Genomic DNA, 15,661 nt, shown 5'->3' with positions numbered 1-15,661 from the left:
GATCGGTGTGGATGGTTCCCGTTCTTCCGTCTGGGAGTGTTATATAGGCCAGTTCGTGCCGCTTTTGTGTCTTTCTTAGCATTGGTCTTGCCTCAATAATGCCCCGTTGGTCCGGGGCTGGATAAATTATCGAACTTGCAGGCTACGACTACCTATTTCGATATGCGCACCTTTAACATCAACGCCATTTTCTATGGCTTCTTTGATGGCCTTTTTATCCGGCGCTACGATGGTCTGTACCGTTACCAGTTCACTTGGCAACAAATCCTCGTTATCGATGACCACATTAGCCACACCTTTACGAGCGGTGAATGTGTTATACGGCGTTTTCAATGTGTTCATATCAGCAGCCAGTAAACAGCTAAGCACATACTGCTTGATCGACTTTGCCCGGTTCTCGAACGATCGCTTACGATCAGCTAGGCGCTTCGCTTCTTCATCACAGGTCTTTGCTTGCCCTTCAAGATTGCGAACAAAGACGTAGGTTGCATCCAGCTTATCCCCCAGGGCACCCTCTAACCCCTCAAGCGTATCGGCGATCATTTCTGGCGTGAGTTCCTCTGAGGACTCAACCAACTGTTGCAGTTTGAAAAGGTCTGCGGCTAATGCGATTGCTGTATTGCTCATAATGTCGGCTCCTGTGCGGTAAGTTCAGCAACCCGTTTTTCAGTTAAGCGGTGTAACGCAAGCAGGCGGGTTTTGAGGTAATTGGCGTGTTCGTGATCGGCTTTGGCTTCGGCATCTTTGCGATGTACATCAACTTCACGCGCAATGGTGCTATAAACCTTGTTCACTTCGTTGGTGGTGACGGCGCTCGTAATGGTATTGCCTACTTTGGTTAACTTCTCATCCAGTTCTTTGCGCAGACGAACTGAGTCACCAGCTTTTTCACTGGCGTTCTTGATAGCAAACTCAATGTCATTTTCTGCTTTATACTCGGGGTTATCGTGCATGCCGAGCCATACGTCGGCGCTAAAGCCCAGCATAGATAATGCTTTCTTAATGGCGTCAGTGAGGCTCTTTTTGATTACCTCGCTATCTGCCTTAATTCCTTTATTGGTTTTATACATGTAAGGGGTGGCTCCGTAACTTTCGATCTCGCCACGCACATCACCCTCGACTGAGTACCAGAATTGAATTTTGATCGAGTGATTTTGTTCGCATATCAATGTGCCATCGGCATCACGAATAAGCCGGTTACCAACATATTTCTTGTTATCGTCGTAAATAGCCTCGGACATTGGCGCGCCTGAAAGCATCTTTTCTTCAAGAATGGTATAGCCCCAACCCTCACCAACTGGGCCGAATACTTCGGTGGCTCGCATAAACATATATTCAGCGTTAATGCTTGTAGCTACATATCCCGCACCCTCTACAGGTTTGGTAAAGCGTGGATCTGTGCGTTGTACTGATTTCCAGATATGCAGGTTTTCTTGCTCCGCAGGGGATTTCTGCGCAATCTCTTGCTCAATCAACCCGGCGCGGTGTTGGAACTCATCAGCCGTAACCGCTACGGTAGCAACGTCATTTTGCTGTGCCGTCTCAATTATCTCTGCTGGCTTCTCATCAGTTGAGGCATAAACGCTGTAACCCAACTTATCCAATGTCTCTTTAGCCTGTTGAGCGGCATTATCGGAGATAGGTTCCTGTGAAGGGTTTTCCTGTTCTGTTGCAACAATTGGCGGTTTTGTTTCAGTTTCTGGCCCAGAATTGGCAACCAATGCCAGTTTTGTTTCACTGTTTGCCGCTGGCTGTTCACCACCGACCAGACCATCAATAGAGAACTTGCCGTCGCCTAGATTTTTAACTGCGGGCTGTGGGCCTTTAACGGCTAAATATTGTGAGATAAATTCTTTCCTGGCTGCGGCATCGGTTAGGAAGATAGGTTTTTCTTTACCCGCGCGGATCATCTCAAAGATGGTTTCACGCGGAATAGACAACGCATCGCTGCGAACGCGCAATTCGGTAGACCACTTGCGCCAGGCATCATCATTGCTATCCATCAGCTCTTTTGCCTGCCTCATTTCTGCTGAGTAGATTTCCCAACAGTTCAAAACAGTGGGTACCAAGGCGAGGGCGACTTCGAGATCAAGCGTTTTATAGGTGTGGTCAAAGCCGCGTTTAATTGGCGCATCAGGCGTGGGTGTGTTTATACGGGTAACTTTCTTCGTTCCAGTTAACTCGTCCCGCTTATTGGGTTCATCAACCCATTTTTGGGCAAACTTCTGTACTTCAGGAAATTGAGGGGTCTTAGGAAACTTCACATTAATGGCGTCGACCAGTTCTTTGACCGACTCCTGATACATTGCGCCTACAGCCGGTATACCAGCCAACGCCGTTATAATTGAACGCAGCCCAGCATCACCCTCGTCGTCGTTAATCAGGTCATACACTAGTGATAGTTCGTGTGTACCAATGTCACGCAAGCCATACATTAGGATCTTGCCAACTTTGACATCAATGCCCAACTTGGCGTAGTTCACCAAGCCAGAATCATCGCCTTGTTCGTCGCCGTCGTTATCATCCTCATCCTCTGGCGATGCCACGGTATTTGGCGTCCATACTTTGCCATCAAAGGTATTATCCTGTGCGAACTGCTCATCGAAATCACCCACAGCAGGGCGCGGTTGCCCGACAGTATCCTCACAGATTTTCGGATCAGCAAAGTTATCACCGGCAGCGGGGTAGGCTTCCCATAATTTCCCGATGGCCAGTGCGGATGCCATTTTCTTATTTATGGCTTCCAGAGCTATAACCAGTGGTATAGCCCCATTTTTGAGAGCCGCTTTTTTCGGCTCGAATAAACAAATAAATACAGTCATGTTGGTCTTGCCTCTTTGGTTTTTAAACGGATCTTGGTCTTTGATGTATGACTAATTAAAAAGGAATTTCGGTATCATCAGATACGTTCGATGGAGTACTGTGCTCGATGCATAGCAATGCCTGAATCTGATCATCAATTAGCAACTGATGCCGATATGATTCAGCCGCCAGCCGCTCTTTTTGAGCGCGTAGTGAATCAACCTGCTTACTGATGATTTCAAATGGATCGGGTTCGTCGAAAGCGATAGTGATTTCGCGGGTTTCAAGTAACGCATATGCTGGTGTTGATTGTGACATGTCACAGGTACTCACAATAAAGCGGTTAGCTTTCATTGTTGAATGCGGATTTACATGGATGTATAGCTGGGTGGTTATCTGTAGTGCTGTCATAGCAACTCCTGATATACTGTTTTTAAGATTGATGGCGTAAGCCGTTGGTCTTGCCTCTGTTAACGGGTTGGTCCCCGTTAGCTTCCCGGTTAACTTTGGTCGGTGACCCGGGGTAAAGAAGCCCACTTAGGTGGGTTTTTTTACGTCTGTAATTTGGTGCCCATTACGCCGGGCCAGCGGGTCAGATCTTTGGTCTTGCCTCACCACACTTTCCCGTCGTGGCTACGTTATTGGTTTGGGCTGCTGCACTGTGGTAATCATGCCGAGCCTTGGCGCGGGGTTCTCCTCCAATGCAACAACCCAAATTCTGTTGTTACCGTACTTTGACTACTTGATAATCACGGCCAGTATTACGTGCGTAATCATCAGCTTCTTTGCGCGTTGAGTAAGTATTTCCGTTAGCCCACATTCCACAGTAGCGATATTGGATCTGGAATTTACTCGTTTTCTTTTTAGTTGCTTTCATAACCTTCCTCTTTTGCCGTCTTCCCGGCTGCCAGAACGTACTAAACCTAAACTGCTTATCGGCTGCTGTGCCGTGTTGATATCGTGAATGTACCTATAGTTACCTACCATGTCAATAGATAGATGTTCCATAAGTTACATTTAAGGGCGTAAGAAAACCCACCGAGGTGATGGGCTATTGATTACAGGTCTTGGGTGACCTGTACTACTCTACCGAGAATACGGCAATTGCCGTTGATTTCGATCGGTCTAAAGTTAGGGTTTAATGGCATGAGATATTTATTAGGTCCATCGACGACTAGCTTTTTAATTGTGGCCTCGGAACTACCATCAATAATGGCCACCACTATCTTGCCGTATAAATCTTCAATAGAACCATAGTTAGGCTCGACGATGACTGTAGAACCTTCAGGTATAGAAGGTGACCCATTGGGGTTTGTCATCGACTCACCACGAACATCTAAGGCAAAAGCGTTTTCAGAAACCTTCACTGTGGTAGTACACCATCTAAGAACATCAGAAATTCGGGCCGCTGAATATGTATCAGTCCAAGTGCCTGCTTGAACTGATGAAATAACAGGTATGGCATTAGGCACGGCGGTGAGAGGCTTGATTTTTGTATCATCAACCTGGCGTAAATCCCCGGTACCATAGAGTAACCATTCTGGCGTACATGAAAGTACTTGCGCCAGTCGGTGAAGATTCTCTCCATCTGGTTTGGTTATCCCTGACTCCCATTTCGTAACTGATACTCGACTCACTCCAATAGCCTTGGCTAATTGGACTTGAGTGAGATCCAGTTGCAGTCTGCGAATACGGATGCGGTCATTCATTTCAGTTTTCATGTAACCAATGTTACGCGATAGTGTGGTGAAAAGTGTTTGCATTGTTATGTACCTTTTGTTACCTTCGCTTTATGATCAAAGAGGAGTCCCTATGAACAAGAAAGAGGTAGTCAAGTTTTTTGGCGGTGTAGTAAATACCGCGATGGCCTTAGGAATAAAACACCCGGCAGTTTGTCGCTGGGGGGAAATTATCCCTGAGAAACAAGCAATGAAGATTGAACGCATTACTCATGGCGAATTGAAATATGACCCATCGATGTATCAGAGCGCAGCTTAACCAAACCCACTTTTAAAATCTGATTATCAATAATCAATTTCCTGCGACAGGAGACGCAACGTGGAACAACAAGTTAACGCCCTTAAAGCTGAAGTACAGGCGTGGGCAGCAGAACGGGGGCAGGAGCATGTAGCTATCGAGATCAGCAGAATGTTTTTCTTGCTTAATATCAGTACGGATTCAGTACGCCTCACTCCCATTGAAGACGAGGAGGGCAACGCTGATTGGAAGTCTATCAACAACAACCGGCAGCAGTTATTCCGTTGGTTGCGCGGGGATTCAAAAGCATCAATGCGAAAGGTCTTGGAATTATCACCGGTACTTAAAGCGGCGCTCCCAGCAGAACGGCGGGCCAGAGTAAATGGCGAGACCGTTAATTATTTGGTTTCGATTGCCAGCAGAGAGTTTGCCGCAGCAATTAGCGCTGTTCTATTAGATGGCTGTGACATGTCACAAAGAATATCGGGCGCTGTTGCGGCACTTCACGCAATCAGACCACAACACCACCGGCTGACCACCGTATAAAACAGAGGCAAGACCAATGCTTACATCTATCGATAAAATTACCTACTGCAACGGGTTCCGGCTGAACGGGCAACCGGCAAGCATAGCTGACATAGAGCCAATTTTTGCAGGGCGTCAGGTTGCCGCATATAGCGTGTGGGAACAGTACGAGCAGAAGAAAGCAGACCTGCGCCTGATGAACCTATCAGCTGACGATTATCAGTCTGCCTGTCGGCAAATAGCGGAAGCGCTGGGGGTTTGAAGATGAATAGCGCCAAGCTGTTAATTAATGAACCTCCGCTGCAAGTACTACCCTCGCTTGCAAAAGAGATTGGCCTCAATGAAGCCATACTCGTTCAGCAAATTCATTATTGGCTATGTCGGTCGGATCACCGTCATGAAGGCCGGAAGTGGTTTTATAAATCGGCGGCTGAATGGGCCGATGAATTAGGCTTTTGGTCTGATAGTACGATTAAACGCACGTTGGCAAACCTGCTGGAAATGAAACTAATTTCAGTTGGTCAGTTACATAAAGTGTTGCTCAGTGATCCCTATAACCGCACTAAGTGGTATTCGATAAATTATGACCAATTGGAGTTGCTTAATTCTACAAATGCATCTGGTCAAAATGACCAATTGGGAGCAGGTCAGAATGACAAGATCACATCTAGTCAGAATGACCAAATGTTACAAGAGAATACTACAAAGAATACTACAAAGAATAAAACACCCCTTACCCCTCAAGGGGAAACCGAAAATACTCTCGCTGACGCTGAAAGGGCTTTGGCGTATTACAACGAACTCACCCATACCCGGTGTGAAGATTCTAGCCCATTCGAAACCTTGCTGACGGCAACGAAATCACGCAAAGCCTACGCGCTGGCTGATTTGAAATTAGTGGCCCTCTGGGTAGTAAATACCTGGAAACCCCGCAACGGCAAGTATGCCAAACCTGCGAATATCTGCCGTGTAAACCGGTTCGATGGTTATCTGGCTGATGCCCGTGCATGGTCTGAGTCTGCTGGGCGGATTGATTGCGATGAGGTCATTACTGCGTATAACCTTGTATTCAGCGATGTTTTGCCACCGGCTGAAATCGATCAGGACCGTAAACACGCCATCCGCGAATTACTCCAATACCTCAAAACCAAAGACCTTGAAGCGTTCCAGAGCTACTTCGAAGCCTTTCGCGGACAGGCAACCGTGTTTTATTTCGGTGGTGATGATGGGGCAGGCTGGCGGGCAAACTTTGATTATCTGATGAAACCGGAAGTCTTAAGAAAAACCCGTGATGGTGCGCTATGAAGCCTCAAGAATTGGAAGCAGCAATTTTATCTGGTCTGCTTTATGGCGGTTCTACCCCCGATGCACTGGAGGTGATTGCCACACTGCCAGAGGAAGCATTCAGCATAAGAATATACCGTTCTGCGTATGCGGAAATTAAAAAGCAGGCACTGACTAAAGGGTTGATCGATGTCCTGTTTGTCAGTGAGGCATTGGGCGGCAGTAGTCTGGCCACTCTGTCTGAAATCGTCCGTATGCCGGGAAACGTAGCGAATCTGAAAGGATATGCCGCACATGCCCGTAAGACCTGGTATAGCCGAACCATGACCGCATTATTCCAGACCGCTGCTGACGGCATCCGAGGGGCTAACAATCAGGAACAGCGCGATCAGGTAATACAGGGTGCGGTAACACAACTGATCGATATGACGGCAGACAGCGGCGGCATCATCCCCGTACATCTGAACGATTTGTTACCCAACTACATGGATATGCTCGATAAGCGCATGAATGGTGAGATTGAGTCGATGAACCTGCAAAGCGGCATTGTCGAGCTGGATGCAATAACGGGCGGTTTTAACCCTCAGGACTTGGTTGTCATCGCTGGGCGTCCGGGGATGGGTAAGACTGAGTTTGCATTAAAGATTGTTGAGGGTGCTACACAGAACGGCGGTGGTGCGCTGATATTCAGTATGGAAATGGCCTCCCTACAGATGGTTGAGCGTTCCGTTGCCGGTGCTGGTAACTTGCCAGTGTCTAAATTACGCGACCCTAAAACGTTATGTGATGAGGACTGGGCGCGTATTAACTCCGCGCTACAGGCATTGAATGGTCGTGATATTTGGATCGTTGATGCCAGTGAGCTAACCATCGATCAGATACGGGCTATCGCAGAAACGCACAAGCGCCGGTACCCGAAACTGAGAATGGTGATGGTTGATTACCTTGGCCTGATTACGAAACCAAAGGCGGAGCGTAATGACCTGTCGATCGGAATAATTTCACGCGGATTAAAAACGCTGGCCGGTCGGATAAACACCCCGATTTTTGCACTAAGCCAGTTGTCGCGAAAAGTGGATGAACGGCCACCAGGTAGCCGCAGGCCAATCAGTTCCGACCTCAGGGACTCAGGTTCAATCGAGCAGGACGCCGACAGCATCATCATGCTGTATCGAGAAGCGGTTTATAACGCAGATAGTCCGGCAGCAAGATTTGCTGAGGCCATAGTAACCAAAAACCGATTTGGCGAGCCTGGTACCGTTTATCAGGAATTTAAAAACGGCCACTTTCTACCGGTGGATCAACTGGTGGCAAAAGAAGCCAGCCGAATGGCAAAAGAGGCATCAAGGCCACCGGCCAAAGAAAAACACTATTCAACACCAAAATTTTAACCGCGCCTGACCAGCGTTTAAGTAACCAAAAAAGAGGCAAGACCATGAAAAAACGTGAACTAACTACCCGTGAATTGGCAGCGGTTATGCTGGGCCAAAGCATGAACTACAGCCAGATTATCGAGGCTATTACTTTAAAATTTCCTAATGCTGAAATGCCGATTAGCGTTTTGCGCTACCGAGTACAGGGTATGGTTCGATCACCCCACGCAGACATTACCCGCCGCAATGGTCGAAAGACTCAATACACCCTCAACAGTATCTCAGAGGATTTTTTCCGATTCTCTGACACGCAAGTAAAACGCAACAAAAGCGAACCCCGAACCAAGCCCGCCAGAATGCCATTTGATGACAAGGAGCTGGCGTACTGCTTGCGAGTATCTCGGATAAATCAACTGATGAGCACGGTAGGCATGGGGAGTTAATACCATGACCGGGCAATCGGATTATCTCCCGCCCGGACTCCCGTACAACATTTGCCTCTGGCCTCAGGAATACCAAGAAAAGCTAAATCTTGATTTGAGAGCCAGCGGCTTAATCAAAAACCTGTACGAGCGCAGGACCAACCGCGCTCATGTACTTGAAGCGATTGAACGGGTACCGGTGCATTACCGAGAGTTTTTTAAAGAGCGCTTAAATTACTGGCGTGACCGCAGAGACCACAGAGGCGAGACCAAATGAATATATCAACCGATGGCATGATTGCTGCAATTCGTTCAGCAGCGGAAAGAGTGGAACCACGTGAAAGTGAGGTGTTAAACGGCATCGCTGACCGTATAGCGGAGTTGGTGGCATCAGCTAATAAGAACCGGCGCACAGCAAAGCACTACGAGCGGGAGTGTTTGGAGTGGCAGGGGAAATATAATGTGATTGTTGCCGAGAACGCAGCACTCCAACAAGCCTGCGTCCATGTATATAACGCCGGTTACAACAGGGGGCATCTGAATACGGTAGATGGCATCTCTTCATGTGGCGACTATGAAGAAGATGCATTTGAGGCGCTATACGAAGTAATTAGTGTCCCTGCAACCATTCTGGCTCTTAATGATGTGGAGGCGGGGGGTGTTGAAAAATTTGCGCAGCACCGTCACGTACAAGCTTTTGACGTTGGTGTAATGGCAGATACAGGCGAGATTTCCAATATTCTTGATTTCGCAGCAAGACTACGTGAGGGGGCGCAATGATCTGGCCTACTGAAGTTCAGCAATGCGCCTCGTCAGTCATTCCTGTTCACCCAATGAGTGAGTCAGAGCAACAGCAGCTACTGGCCAAGATGAACGAAATGTTTTTGACGCGGGAAGATCCGCGCAACATTCAAAAGGCGGCTCATGCATGGGCGCGGCGCAAAGAAATTACAGTTGCACGACCTGATTTGCAGGATGGTCTGGTTGTCGTTGGGTTCGCTGGTGGCGGTGGGAGCTGCGAGGGAATCAAGCAAGCATTAGGCTATGAACCACACATCGCGATGAACCATAATCCGGTAGCCATGGCGATGCATGCCATTAATCACCCGCGAACGTTGCATTATCCTGAGGATATTTTCAGTGTCGACCCGCTGATATCTACCGGCGGTCTGCCGGTATTGCTTGGCTGGTTCAGTCCTGATTGCCGCCATTTCTCCAAAGCTAAGGGTGGCACGCCAGTTAAGAAAGAAATTCGTGGTTTAGCCTGGGTGGTATTACGCTGGGCGCTGGCAGTTCGCCCACGTTTTCTGATGCTGGAAAATGTCGAAGAGTTTCGCGGCTGGGGGCCATTGTTAACGGATAGTGAGGGTAATCACCGACCTGATCCAGCCCGTAAAGGTGAAACGTTCAAGGCGTTTATTGGCATGCTAGGTACCGGTATTGATGGCAATCACCCGGCACTAGCAGAAGTATGTGAATTCTTGAAGATAGATATCAATAGTCCTGAGGCGGTGAAACTGGTTTCGGGGTTGGGGTATAACGTGGATCACCGGGAGCTAAAAGCCTGTGATTACGGTACACCCACTATCAGAAAGCGGTTGTTTGTGGTTGGGCGTTGTGACGGCGAGTCGGTTGTATGGCCAGAGCCAAGCCACGGCGCACCAAACTCTGCAGATGTGCTTTCTGGCATGTTGCAACCTTGGCGCACGGCGGCCGAGTGTATCGACTGGAGCCAGCCAACACGCTCTATTTTCGGTCGCAAAAAGGATTTGGCTGATAATACCTTGCGGCGCATCGTCAAAGGGCTGCAACGCTTTGTTATCGATAACCCTGATCCATTTATTGTGAGGTTGGGCCAAACCGGTTTCGGTGGCGACCGTCTGCAGTATCCGCTAGATCAGCCGCTAACCACTATCACCAGCAAGGCTGAGCATTTGTTGCTGGAGCCGTATGCAGTGAAGTGCAACCACACCAGCACTAAAACCAAATATGATTGTTTCCGTGGGCAATCATTGCGTGACCCGTTACAAACAATCACTAGAACACATGGTTTTGCTATCGCTGCGCCGGTGGTTGTGCGTCAGTTCGGCAACAGCACGGCAAATGATATCAATACTCCACTGGGTACCGTTACGGCGGGTGGGGGCGGTAAAAGCCAGTTAGCCAGTGCAATACTGGCACCGCATATAACCAAATTTAGGACCGGCGCTATAGGCCAACAATGTGATGAGCCATTATCGACTATCACGGCCGGTACATCGATTCGCCCCGGTGGTAATGGTCATGCAATGGGAATGGTGGCCGCTCATCTGGTAAAACATTATGGCGGCAATTATACCGGTGCAGGCATCGATATTAACGAGCCATTACACACCATCACCACGGTTGATCACCATGCGCTTTGTACATCTCACCTGGTACAACTGCGTGGTACATGTCGCGATGGTAAACCCATCACCGAACCGGTACCGACTTTAACCGCGGGCGGTAATCATGTCGGACTGGTAAACGCATTTCTGACCAAGTATTACGGCACTGGCGGCGCGGTGGATTTATCAGAGCCGATACATGCTGTGACAACCAAAGAACGTTTTGGCTTGGTAGAAAGCAATCTTGATGCCGAACCACTGACCGACAAGCAGCGCTACAACGCATGGAACTGCGCACGACTGGTGGATCATTTCAGCGATTTACCGGACGACTGGCATTTATTCCCCGCGCCACGACCACAATATCTATCTGTGGGCGAATACATCATCGTTGATATATGCATGCGCATGTTGATTGCCCGCGAGCTGTACAACGCCAGCGGGTTCCCGCCAGATTACATTATTGACCGGGATATTGACGGCACAATCTGGCCTAAATCTGAGCAGGTGGCAAGGTGTGGTAATGCAGTACCGCCTCCCTTTGCCGAGGCACTGGTAAGGGCGAATATGCCAGAGCTGTGTATCTGGAGGGTGGCGGCATGACAGAGATAAAACATCCGGTCATCAGATATCACGGCGGAAAATTCCGATTAGCGAAATGGATAACCAGTTTTTTCCCTGCTCACCGTTGCTATGTTGAGCCGTTCGGGGGGGCGGCATCAGTTCTACTGAGAAAGGCCCGCTCCCACGCTGAGGTTTATAATGATCTTGATGGCGAAATTGTGAACCTATTCCGAGTGCTGCAAGATCCAGTAATGAACATACGTTTACGTGATTTATGTGTGCTGACACCATATAGCCGTGAAGAGTTTAACTTTGCCTATGAGCCTATTGATGATGAATTGGAACAGGCCCGCAGGACGGTAATTAAGGCCACAATGGGATTTAGTTCAGCATCGGCCACAGCCAATAAATCAGGGTTTAGGACTGATACCAAACGAGAATATTCGACAGCCCAGCAGTTATGGGCGTCTTATCCTGATAATTTAGCCGCCATTGGTTCGCGTTTACTTGGCGTATTGATAGAGAACCGCCCAGCCGTTCAGGTGTTACTGGATCATGATACTGACAGCACTTTGAATTACATTGATGCGCCATATTTGCCGGAAACGCGCCAACGTTGGAAACCAACTGGTTATTCATATCGCCATGAAATGACCGAGCAAGACCATATTGAATTACTCGAGCCGGTCAGAAAATTGAAAGGTATGTCGATCATTTCCGGTTATGACAGCGAACTGTATAACGACATGCTGGCCGGGTGGTGCAAAGAAACAAAATCAGCACAGGCCAGCGCTGGTATGGGCGGCACGGTCACCAAAATAGAATGCCTATGGTTCAGCCCTAACATTGATAAACGGGAGCATCCGCATGACTGATACCAAAGAGCGGGCTGCGGCCCGTAAACGCCTACAGCGTCAGAAAGAGCGTGATAGTGGCAGCTATAAATTAATAGCGACGATAGACCAGCAAGAGAAAGAAATGTTACAGCAGAACTGTGCCCTACGCCGCCCACAGCGTGAACCGTACGACATGGACGAATACATCACTATGCTGATCCGAAAAGATAACGCCGAGCTGCAGGCGCTGCTCAAACAGCAAGCGGGGCGCAGGTGTGGTAAGTGTGGTGATGCTCTACCGGGTGATAGTCTTGGTTGCGCATTTATCGGTGAAAGTGAATGCTGGCAAACTCTTGGCTGGCATGAGACTAAATTAAATATATAGTGATATGACATGTCACAGGAGCAATTTAATGAAAATTAATCACGAGTATTTGCGTAATTTACTTGATGCCTTTGAGTCATCGGAAAAGCCTGAAACTAATATTGAAGAGTTAGAGTTAAAAGGTTTTAAGTGTGATGAAGATTTCGTTTTTCATATGAGATTACTCGACGACCAAGGGTTAATCTGCCGTATTGATGGTGGACAAGGCTTTGGTATCGTTTATTCTAATTCTGATGATGAAGGATATGACTGGGTATTACTTCCTCTTCGGCTAACAGCTAGGGGCCATGATTTCATTGCTGACTTAAGACAGAAAGAAGTTTGGCAGACAATCAAGACTGGCTTTAAAGATGAGGGATTATCAACATTAATGTCAGTGACTAAATCTCTTGCGGAAGGGTTTGCTAAGAAGAAAATTAAAGATCTTACTGGTATTGATGTCAGTTAAAACTTATTGAAAATAATTCGATTGATTCTGTTATTATATAAGTGTCGGATTGAACACCCGATAACCTAAATATCGTGCTGCTGTGCCATATATCCGGGGGCGGAAATGGCACAGTATAGTTTTACCAAATCAACAGGTGGGATCTTGGTACCGGCCACGCCGGATGCTGAGGATTTTGTCAAAAACACCAAGCTGGGGACTATTGTCACTGGCGAATTTAAACGTGTGCGTAATGCGCCGTTTCATCGTAAATTCTTCTCGCTGCTCAACCTTGGTTTTGAATATTGGGAGCCAAGGGGCGGGGCGATATCACCATTCGAACTTAAATTCCTGCGCGGTTATGTAAGCCAACTTATTTCCTATGTGGGGAATGAGGGCGTACTTCATGAAATAGCTGATGATTATCTGGCGCTGGTGGCCGGTAAACGGACTGCGAATTTATCCACTGCAAAATCATTCCACGCTTTCCGTCGTTGGGTAACCGTTGAGTCGGGACATTATGACCTATACGAACTACCGGACGGCTCAACGCTGCGCGAACCTCGCTCTATTTCATTCTCGAAAATGGACGAGTTGGAATTCAACGATTTATACAAAGCAGTGCTGAATGTTCTATGGACTTTCATTCTCAGTAAATCATTCAGTCATCCATCCGAGGCAGAGAACGCCGCCAGTCAATTAATGAGTTATGCGGCTTAGGGGCAATCATGGCTAATTTACGCAAAGAGGCAAGGGGCCGCGAGTGCCAGATCCGTATTCCGGGTGTATGCAATGGCAACCCTGAAACCGTGGTGCTCACTCATTACCGACTGGCAGGAACCTGCGGTACCGGAATTAAACCCTCTGATGAACAGGCCGCATGGGGATGTAGTGCATGTCATGACGAATGTGATCGGCGCACTCGTTTAATTGATGGCGACACGGCGCGGCTATATCACGCAGAGGGCGTTATGCGCACACAGAATATATTGAGAAAGGAGGGGAAATTATGATTTATCCGACAACGTGCGGTAAGGCTGATGGCAACGAGTTACACTTAAATACGTTAGAGCTTATTTGGCTCAAGGGTAAGTTGAAGATGTGGGGGCGCTGGTCACGTATAGCGAAATCAGGAGGGGCTCAGGGGGTATTTTCTCGATTATTGGCAAAACAACAAATAACTAAAGCCGCATTAAAAGCCGCTATTAGCCAACTGAGAAAATCAGGCTTATCAAAAGAGGAATTGTTCGAGATATTTGGCGACCTTAACAACCCCAAGGCCCATAGTAATCTAATCTATTGTACGGATGATGAGGGGCTATTAATGGATTCGGTTGTTGGCCTGGTTCTACAATCGACCCCTGGGTTAATTGGGATACTGCAGCAGCATTACATTTATAAAAAGAAACGTTACACGATGGCGGAGGAAATGCAGGAGGCACACCCAGAGCTTTCCATTTCAACGTGTCGCCGCCGTATTGATGCCTGGATTAGCACTGCCGAATATATGCTTTATCGCCCGATGAGTGATGCCTTTGATAAAGACATAAAAAGATTTGAGAAAAAAACTTTGACTATTTGAACAAAAAATATATGATTTAGACATAAGCTCGCGGAGCTGTACACGCAAGCGACGAAATTAAAAGAAACCCGCCATCTGTGCGGGTTTTTCTATTTCTGCCTCTCAACAAAAAACCGCCTGACCTTTTGAGTCAAGCGGCTATCATCTATCACTCGTTAGAAATGGGCGACCCCGGCATGTTTGCACCATGCAGAGGCCATTACACCCATGTTTCCGGTCATGAGTATAACCAAGGCCCACCCTGCTAACGTCAGCGGTGGTATCCTAACGGAATACTGTATATATGACCATGAAAAAGTTAAGTTACAAAAACGCATCCCGCGCCGTGGGTAAGCCTGCTCCGGTAGTTTATGACGGCGTAACCGTGGGGTACGGATGTTCAGACCTGCACGTTGCCACAATCCCCGTCTGGTTGGCTCGCCTCGTTATTATCCACTTTCATTACAGCAAGCGCATAGTGAACAACTCATATTTGCACCTCGGTATTTTCTCCGGGCGCGATCTAGTTGGCGTTATGCAATGGGGTTACGCAATGAACCCCAGCAGCGGAGGGCGAGTCGTTGAGGGAACAGGTAACAGGCAATACATGGAGTTAAACCGACTCTGGGTACACGACGACATGCTGACGAATACGGAATCACGGGCGATCAGTTACGCACTCAAAACTATCAAATTGCTTCACCCCGGTGTTGAGTGGGTGCAGACATTTGCTGATGAGCGGTGCGGTCGCTTCGGGGTGGTGTATCAGGCTAGCAACTTTGATTATGTGGGTAGCCATCAAAGCACGTTCTACGAATTAGACGGCGAGTGGTACCACAAAATTGCTTTAACAACCAAGGCCAGTAAAGCAGGTGCGCGGGGCTTGCATCTTCAAGCTAATTTTCACCGTGCAACAGCACATAAATTTACCCAGTTCCGCTATATCAAGTTTCTCAATAAGCGGGCAAGAAAACGGCTCAACACGAAGCTGTTTAAACCTCTCCCATATCCAAAACCGGGAGGGAACAAGTAGAGCTGCCGGATGGTGGCCTTTTTTATTTCCACTACACGCCCAGCCCGTCCGGGAGGGGGAGACTATGAAAATGAGCAATATAACAACAGCGGTCTCCTATACC

The 15,661-nt window shown here is 48.0% G+C and carries 21 protein-coding genes; 16 read left to right on the top strand and 5 right to left on the bottom strand.

Going from position 1 to position 15,661, the window contains the following annotated elements:
* Positions 1-126: 126 nt before the first annotated feature.
* From DJ58_RS00170 to DJ58_RS00185, 5 genes are all read right to left on the bottom strand, one after another.
* Positions 127-627 (bottom strand): siphovirus Gp157 family protein, encoded by a 501-nt coding sequence (locus DJ58_RS00170; protein WP_032912186.1) that lies wholly within the window; start codon positions 625-627, stop codon positions 127-129.
* Complete coding sequence (locus DJ58_RS00175; RefSeq protein ID WP_004712595.1) at positions 624-2,822, bottom strand: hypothetical protein; 2,199 nt, start codon at positions 2,820-2,822, stop codon at positions 624-626. Before DJ58_RS00175 ends, DJ58_RS00170 begins: the two co-directional genes overlap by 4 nt.
* A 55-nt stretch (positions 2,823-2,877) precedes the next feature.
* Positions 2,878-3,213 carry a hypothetical protein gene (locus DJ58_RS00180; protein ID WP_032912184.1) on the bottom strand — a complete coding sequence of 112 codons (336 nt, stop codon included), beginning with the start codon at positions 3,211-3,213 and terminating at the stop codon, positions 2,878-2,880.
* A 313-nt stretch (positions 3,214-3,526) separates the two neighbouring features.
* Positions 3,527-3,679, bottom strand: coding sequence for an early set domain-containing protein (locus DJ58_RS23570; RefSeq protein WP_004712593.1), 153 nt, complete (start codon positions 3,677-3,679; stop codon positions 3,527-3,529).
* Between the two features lie 181 nt (positions 3,680-3,860).
* Complete coding sequence (locus tag DJ58_RS00185; protein ID WP_172460457.1) at positions 3,861-4,523, bottom strand: LexA family protein; 663 nt, start codon at positions 4,521-4,523, stop codon at positions 3,861-3,863.
* A gap of 91 nt (positions 4,524-4,614) precedes the next feature.
* On the opposite strand from DJ58_RS00185, the gene DJ58_RS0122085 reads away from it, so the two are divergent.
* The 16 genes from DJ58_RS0122085 to DJ58_RS00260 all read left to right on the top strand — a co-directional run bounded on the left by DJ58_RS0122085 (position 4,615) and on the right by DJ58_RS00260 (position 15,558).
* The gene (locus tag DJ58_RS0122085) at positions 4,615-4,800 is read left to right on the top strand and encodes a Cro/CI family transcriptional regulator (protein ID WP_032912182.1); all 186 of its coding nucleotides are present in this window, start codon (positions 4,615-4,617) and stop codon (positions 4,798-4,800) included.
* Positions 4,801-4,860: 60 nt separating this feature from the next.
* Positions 4,861-5,325 (top strand): toxin YdaT family protein, encoded by a 465-nt coding sequence (locus DJ58_RS00190; RefSeq protein ID WP_004712589.1) that lies wholly within the window; start codon positions 4,861-4,863, stop codon positions 5,323-5,325.
* A 16-nt stretch (positions 5,326-5,341) separates the two neighbouring features.
* Positions 5,342-5,566, top strand: a complete 225-nt coding sequence (locus DJ58_RS00195) for a hypothetical protein (RefSeq protein WP_004712588.1) — start codon at positions 5,342-5,344, stop codon at positions 5,564-5,566.
* A gap of 2 nt (positions 5,567-5,568) precedes the next feature.
* Positions 5,569-6,609: a hypothetical protein gene (locus tag DJ58_RS00200; protein ID WP_004712587.1), complete on the top strand. Its 1,041-nt coding sequence runs from the start codon at positions 5,569-5,571 to the stop codon at positions 6,607-6,609.
* A complete protein-coding gene (locus DJ58_RS00205) occupies positions 6,606-7,979 on the top strand; it encodes a replicative DNA helicase (protein WP_032912180.1) in 1,374 nt (457 codons plus the stop codon). Before DJ58_RS00200 ends, DJ58_RS00205 begins: the two co-directional genes overlap by 4 nt.
* Positions 7,980-8,023: 44 nt before the next feature.
* The gene (locus tag DJ58_RS00210) at positions 8,024-8,404 is read left to right on the top strand and encodes a hypothetical protein (protein WP_032912178.1); all 381 of its coding nucleotides are present in this window, start codon (positions 8,024-8,026) and stop codon (positions 8,402-8,404) included.
* 4 nt (positions 8,405-8,408) lie between these two features.
* Entirely contained in the window at positions 8,409-8,660 is a 252-nt protein-coding gene (locus DJ58_RS00215) for a DNA polymerase III subunit theta (RefSeq protein WP_032912176.1), read from the top strand.
* Positions 8,657-9,163 carry a hypothetical protein gene (locus tag DJ58_RS00220; protein ID WP_004712585.1) on the top strand — a complete coding sequence of 169 codons (507 nt, stop codon included), beginning with the start codon at positions 8,657-8,659 and terminating at the stop codon, positions 9,161-9,163. Before DJ58_RS00215 ends, DJ58_RS00220 begins: the two co-directional genes overlap by 4 nt.
* The gene (locus DJ58_RS00225; protein WP_032912174.1) at positions 9,160-11,355 is read left to right on the top strand and encodes a DNA cytosine methyltransferase; all 2,196 of its coding nucleotides are present in this window, start codon (positions 9,160-9,162) and stop codon (positions 11,353-11,355) included. Before DJ58_RS00220 ends, DJ58_RS00225 begins: the two co-directional genes overlap by 4 nt.
* Positions 11,352-12,191, top strand: a complete 840-nt coding sequence (locus tag DJ58_RS00230) for a DNA adenine methylase (RefSeq protein WP_032912172.1) — start codon at positions 11,352-11,354, stop codon at positions 12,189-12,191. Before DJ58_RS00225 ends, DJ58_RS00230 begins: the two co-directional genes overlap by 4 nt.
* Positions 12,184-12,537, top strand: coding sequence for a hypothetical protein (locus DJ58_RS00235; RefSeq protein WP_032912170.1), 354 nt, complete (start codon positions 12,184-12,186; stop codon positions 12,535-12,537). The genes DJ58_RS00230 and DJ58_RS00235 overlap by 8 nt, the downstream gene beginning before the upstream one ends.
* A gap of 28 nt (positions 12,538-12,565) precedes the next feature.
* Positions 12,566-12,985 carry a DUF2513 domain-containing protein gene (locus DJ58_RS00240; protein ID WP_004712580.1) on the top strand — a complete coding sequence of 140 codons (420 nt, stop codon included), beginning with the start codon at positions 12,566-12,568 and terminating at the stop codon, positions 12,983-12,985.
* Positions 12,986-13,090: 105 nt separating this feature from the next.
* Positions 13,091-13,684, top strand: coding sequence for a DUF1367 family protein (locus DJ58_RS00245; RefSeq protein ID WP_004712579.1), 594 nt, complete (start codon positions 13,091-13,093; stop codon positions 13,682-13,684).
* Between the two features lie 8 nt (positions 13,685-13,692).
* Complete coding sequence (locus DJ58_RS00250) at positions 13,693-13,977, top strand: DUF1364 domain-containing protein (protein WP_032912168.1); 285 nt, start codon at positions 13,693-13,695, stop codon at positions 13,975-13,977.
* Positions 13,974-14,546, top strand: coding sequence for a DUF1133 family protein (locus DJ58_RS00255; protein ID WP_032912166.1), 573 nt, complete (start codon positions 13,974-13,976; stop codon positions 14,544-14,546). Before DJ58_RS00250 ends, DJ58_RS00255 begins: the two co-directional genes overlap by 4 nt.
* A 283-nt stretch (positions 14,547-14,829) precedes the next feature.
* A complete protein-coding gene (locus tag DJ58_RS00260) occupies positions 14,830-15,558 on the top strand; it encodes a Mom family adenine methylcarbamoylation protein (protein WP_004712575.1) in 729 nt (242 codons plus the stop codon).
* The last annotated feature ends 103 nt before the right edge of the window (positions 15,559-15,661 follow it).

This window comes from Yersinia frederiksenii ATCC 33641, from assembly GCF_000754805.1.
In the GTDB taxonomy this organism is placed as follows: domain Bacteria; phylum Pseudomonadota; class Gammaproteobacteria; order Enterobacterales; family Enterobacteriaceae; genus Yersinia; species Yersinia frederiksenii.
Note: the sequence above shows the minus strand (reverse complement) of the source record. Positions and strands in the feature narration are given on the sequence as shown.

Coding starts and splice junctions, on each gene's coding strand:
- DJ58_RS00215 (WP_032912176.1), top strand. CDS start 8,409: ATGACCGGGCAATCGGATTATCTCCCGCCCGGACTCCCGTACAACATT.
- DJ58_RS00225 (WP_032912174.1), top strand. CDS start 9,160: ATGATCTGGCCTACTGAAGTTCAGCAATGCGCCTCGTCAGTCATTCCT.
- DJ58_RS00235 (WP_032912170.1), top strand. CDS start 12,184: ATGACTGATACCAAAGAGCGGGCTGCGGCCCGTAAACGCCTACAGCGT.
- DJ58_RS00200 (WP_004712587.1), top strand. CDS start 5,569: ATGAATAGCGCCAAGCTGTTAATTAATGAACCTCCGCTGCAAGTACTA.
- DJ58_RS00210 (WP_032912178.1), top strand. CDS start 8,024: ATGAAAAAACGTGAACTAACTACCCGTGAATTGGCAGCGGTTATGCTG.
- DJ58_RS00240 (WP_004712580.1), top strand. CDS start 12,566: ATGAAAATTAATCACGAGTATTTGCGTAATTTACTTGATGCCTTTGAG.
- DJ58_RS00250 (WP_032912168.1), top strand. CDS start 13,693: ATGGCTAATTTACGCAAAGAGGCAAGGGGCCGCGAGTGCCAGATCCGT.
- DJ58_RS00175 (WP_004712595.1), bottom strand. CDS start 2,822: ATGACTGTATTTATTTGTTTATTCGAGCCGAAAAAAGCGGCTCTCAAA.
- DJ58_RS00180 (WP_032912184.1), bottom strand. CDS start 3,213: ATGACAGCACTACAGATAACCACCCAGCTATACATCCATGTAAATCCG.
- DJ58_RS23570 (WP_004712593.1), bottom strand. CDS start 3,679: ATGAAAGCAACTAAAAAGAAAACGAGTAAATTCCAGATCCAATATCGC.
- DJ58_RS00205 (WP_032912180.1), top strand. CDS start 6,606: ATGAAGCCTCAAGAATTGGAAGCAGCAATTTTATCTGGTCTGCTTTAT.
- DJ58_RS00260 (WP_004712575.1), top strand. CDS start 14,830: ATGACCATGAAAAAGTTAAGTTACAAAAACGCATCCCGCGCCGTGGGT.
- DJ58_RS00185 (WP_172460457.1), bottom strand. CDS start 4,523: ATGAAAACTGAAATGAATGACCGCATCCGTATTCGCAGACTGCAACTG.
- DJ58_RS00220 (WP_004712585.1), top strand. CDS start 8,657: ATGAATATATCAACCGATGGCATGATTGCTGCAATTCGTTCAGCAGCG.
- DJ58_RS00170 (WP_032912186.1), bottom strand. CDS start 627: ATGAGCAATACAGCAATCGCATTAGCCGCAGACCTTTTCAAACTGCAA.
- DJ58_RS00255 (WP_032912166.1), top strand. CDS start 13,974: ATGATTTATCCGACAACGTGCGGTAAGGCTGATGGCAACGAGTTACAC.
- DJ58_RS00230 (WP_032912172.1), top strand. CDS start 11,352: ATGACAGAGATAAAACATCCGGTCATCAGATATCACGGCGGAAAATTC.
- DJ58_RS00195 (WP_004712588.1), top strand. CDS start 5,342: ATGCTTACATCTATCGATAAAATTACCTACTGCAACGGGTTCCGGCTG.
- DJ58_RS0122085 (WP_032912182.1), top strand. CDS start 4,615: ATGAACAAGAAAGAGGTAGTCAAGTTTTTTGGCGGTGTAGTAAATACC.
- DJ58_RS00245 (WP_004712579.1), top strand. CDS start 13,091: ATGGCACAGTATAGTTTTACCAAATCAACAGGTGGGATCTTGGTACCG.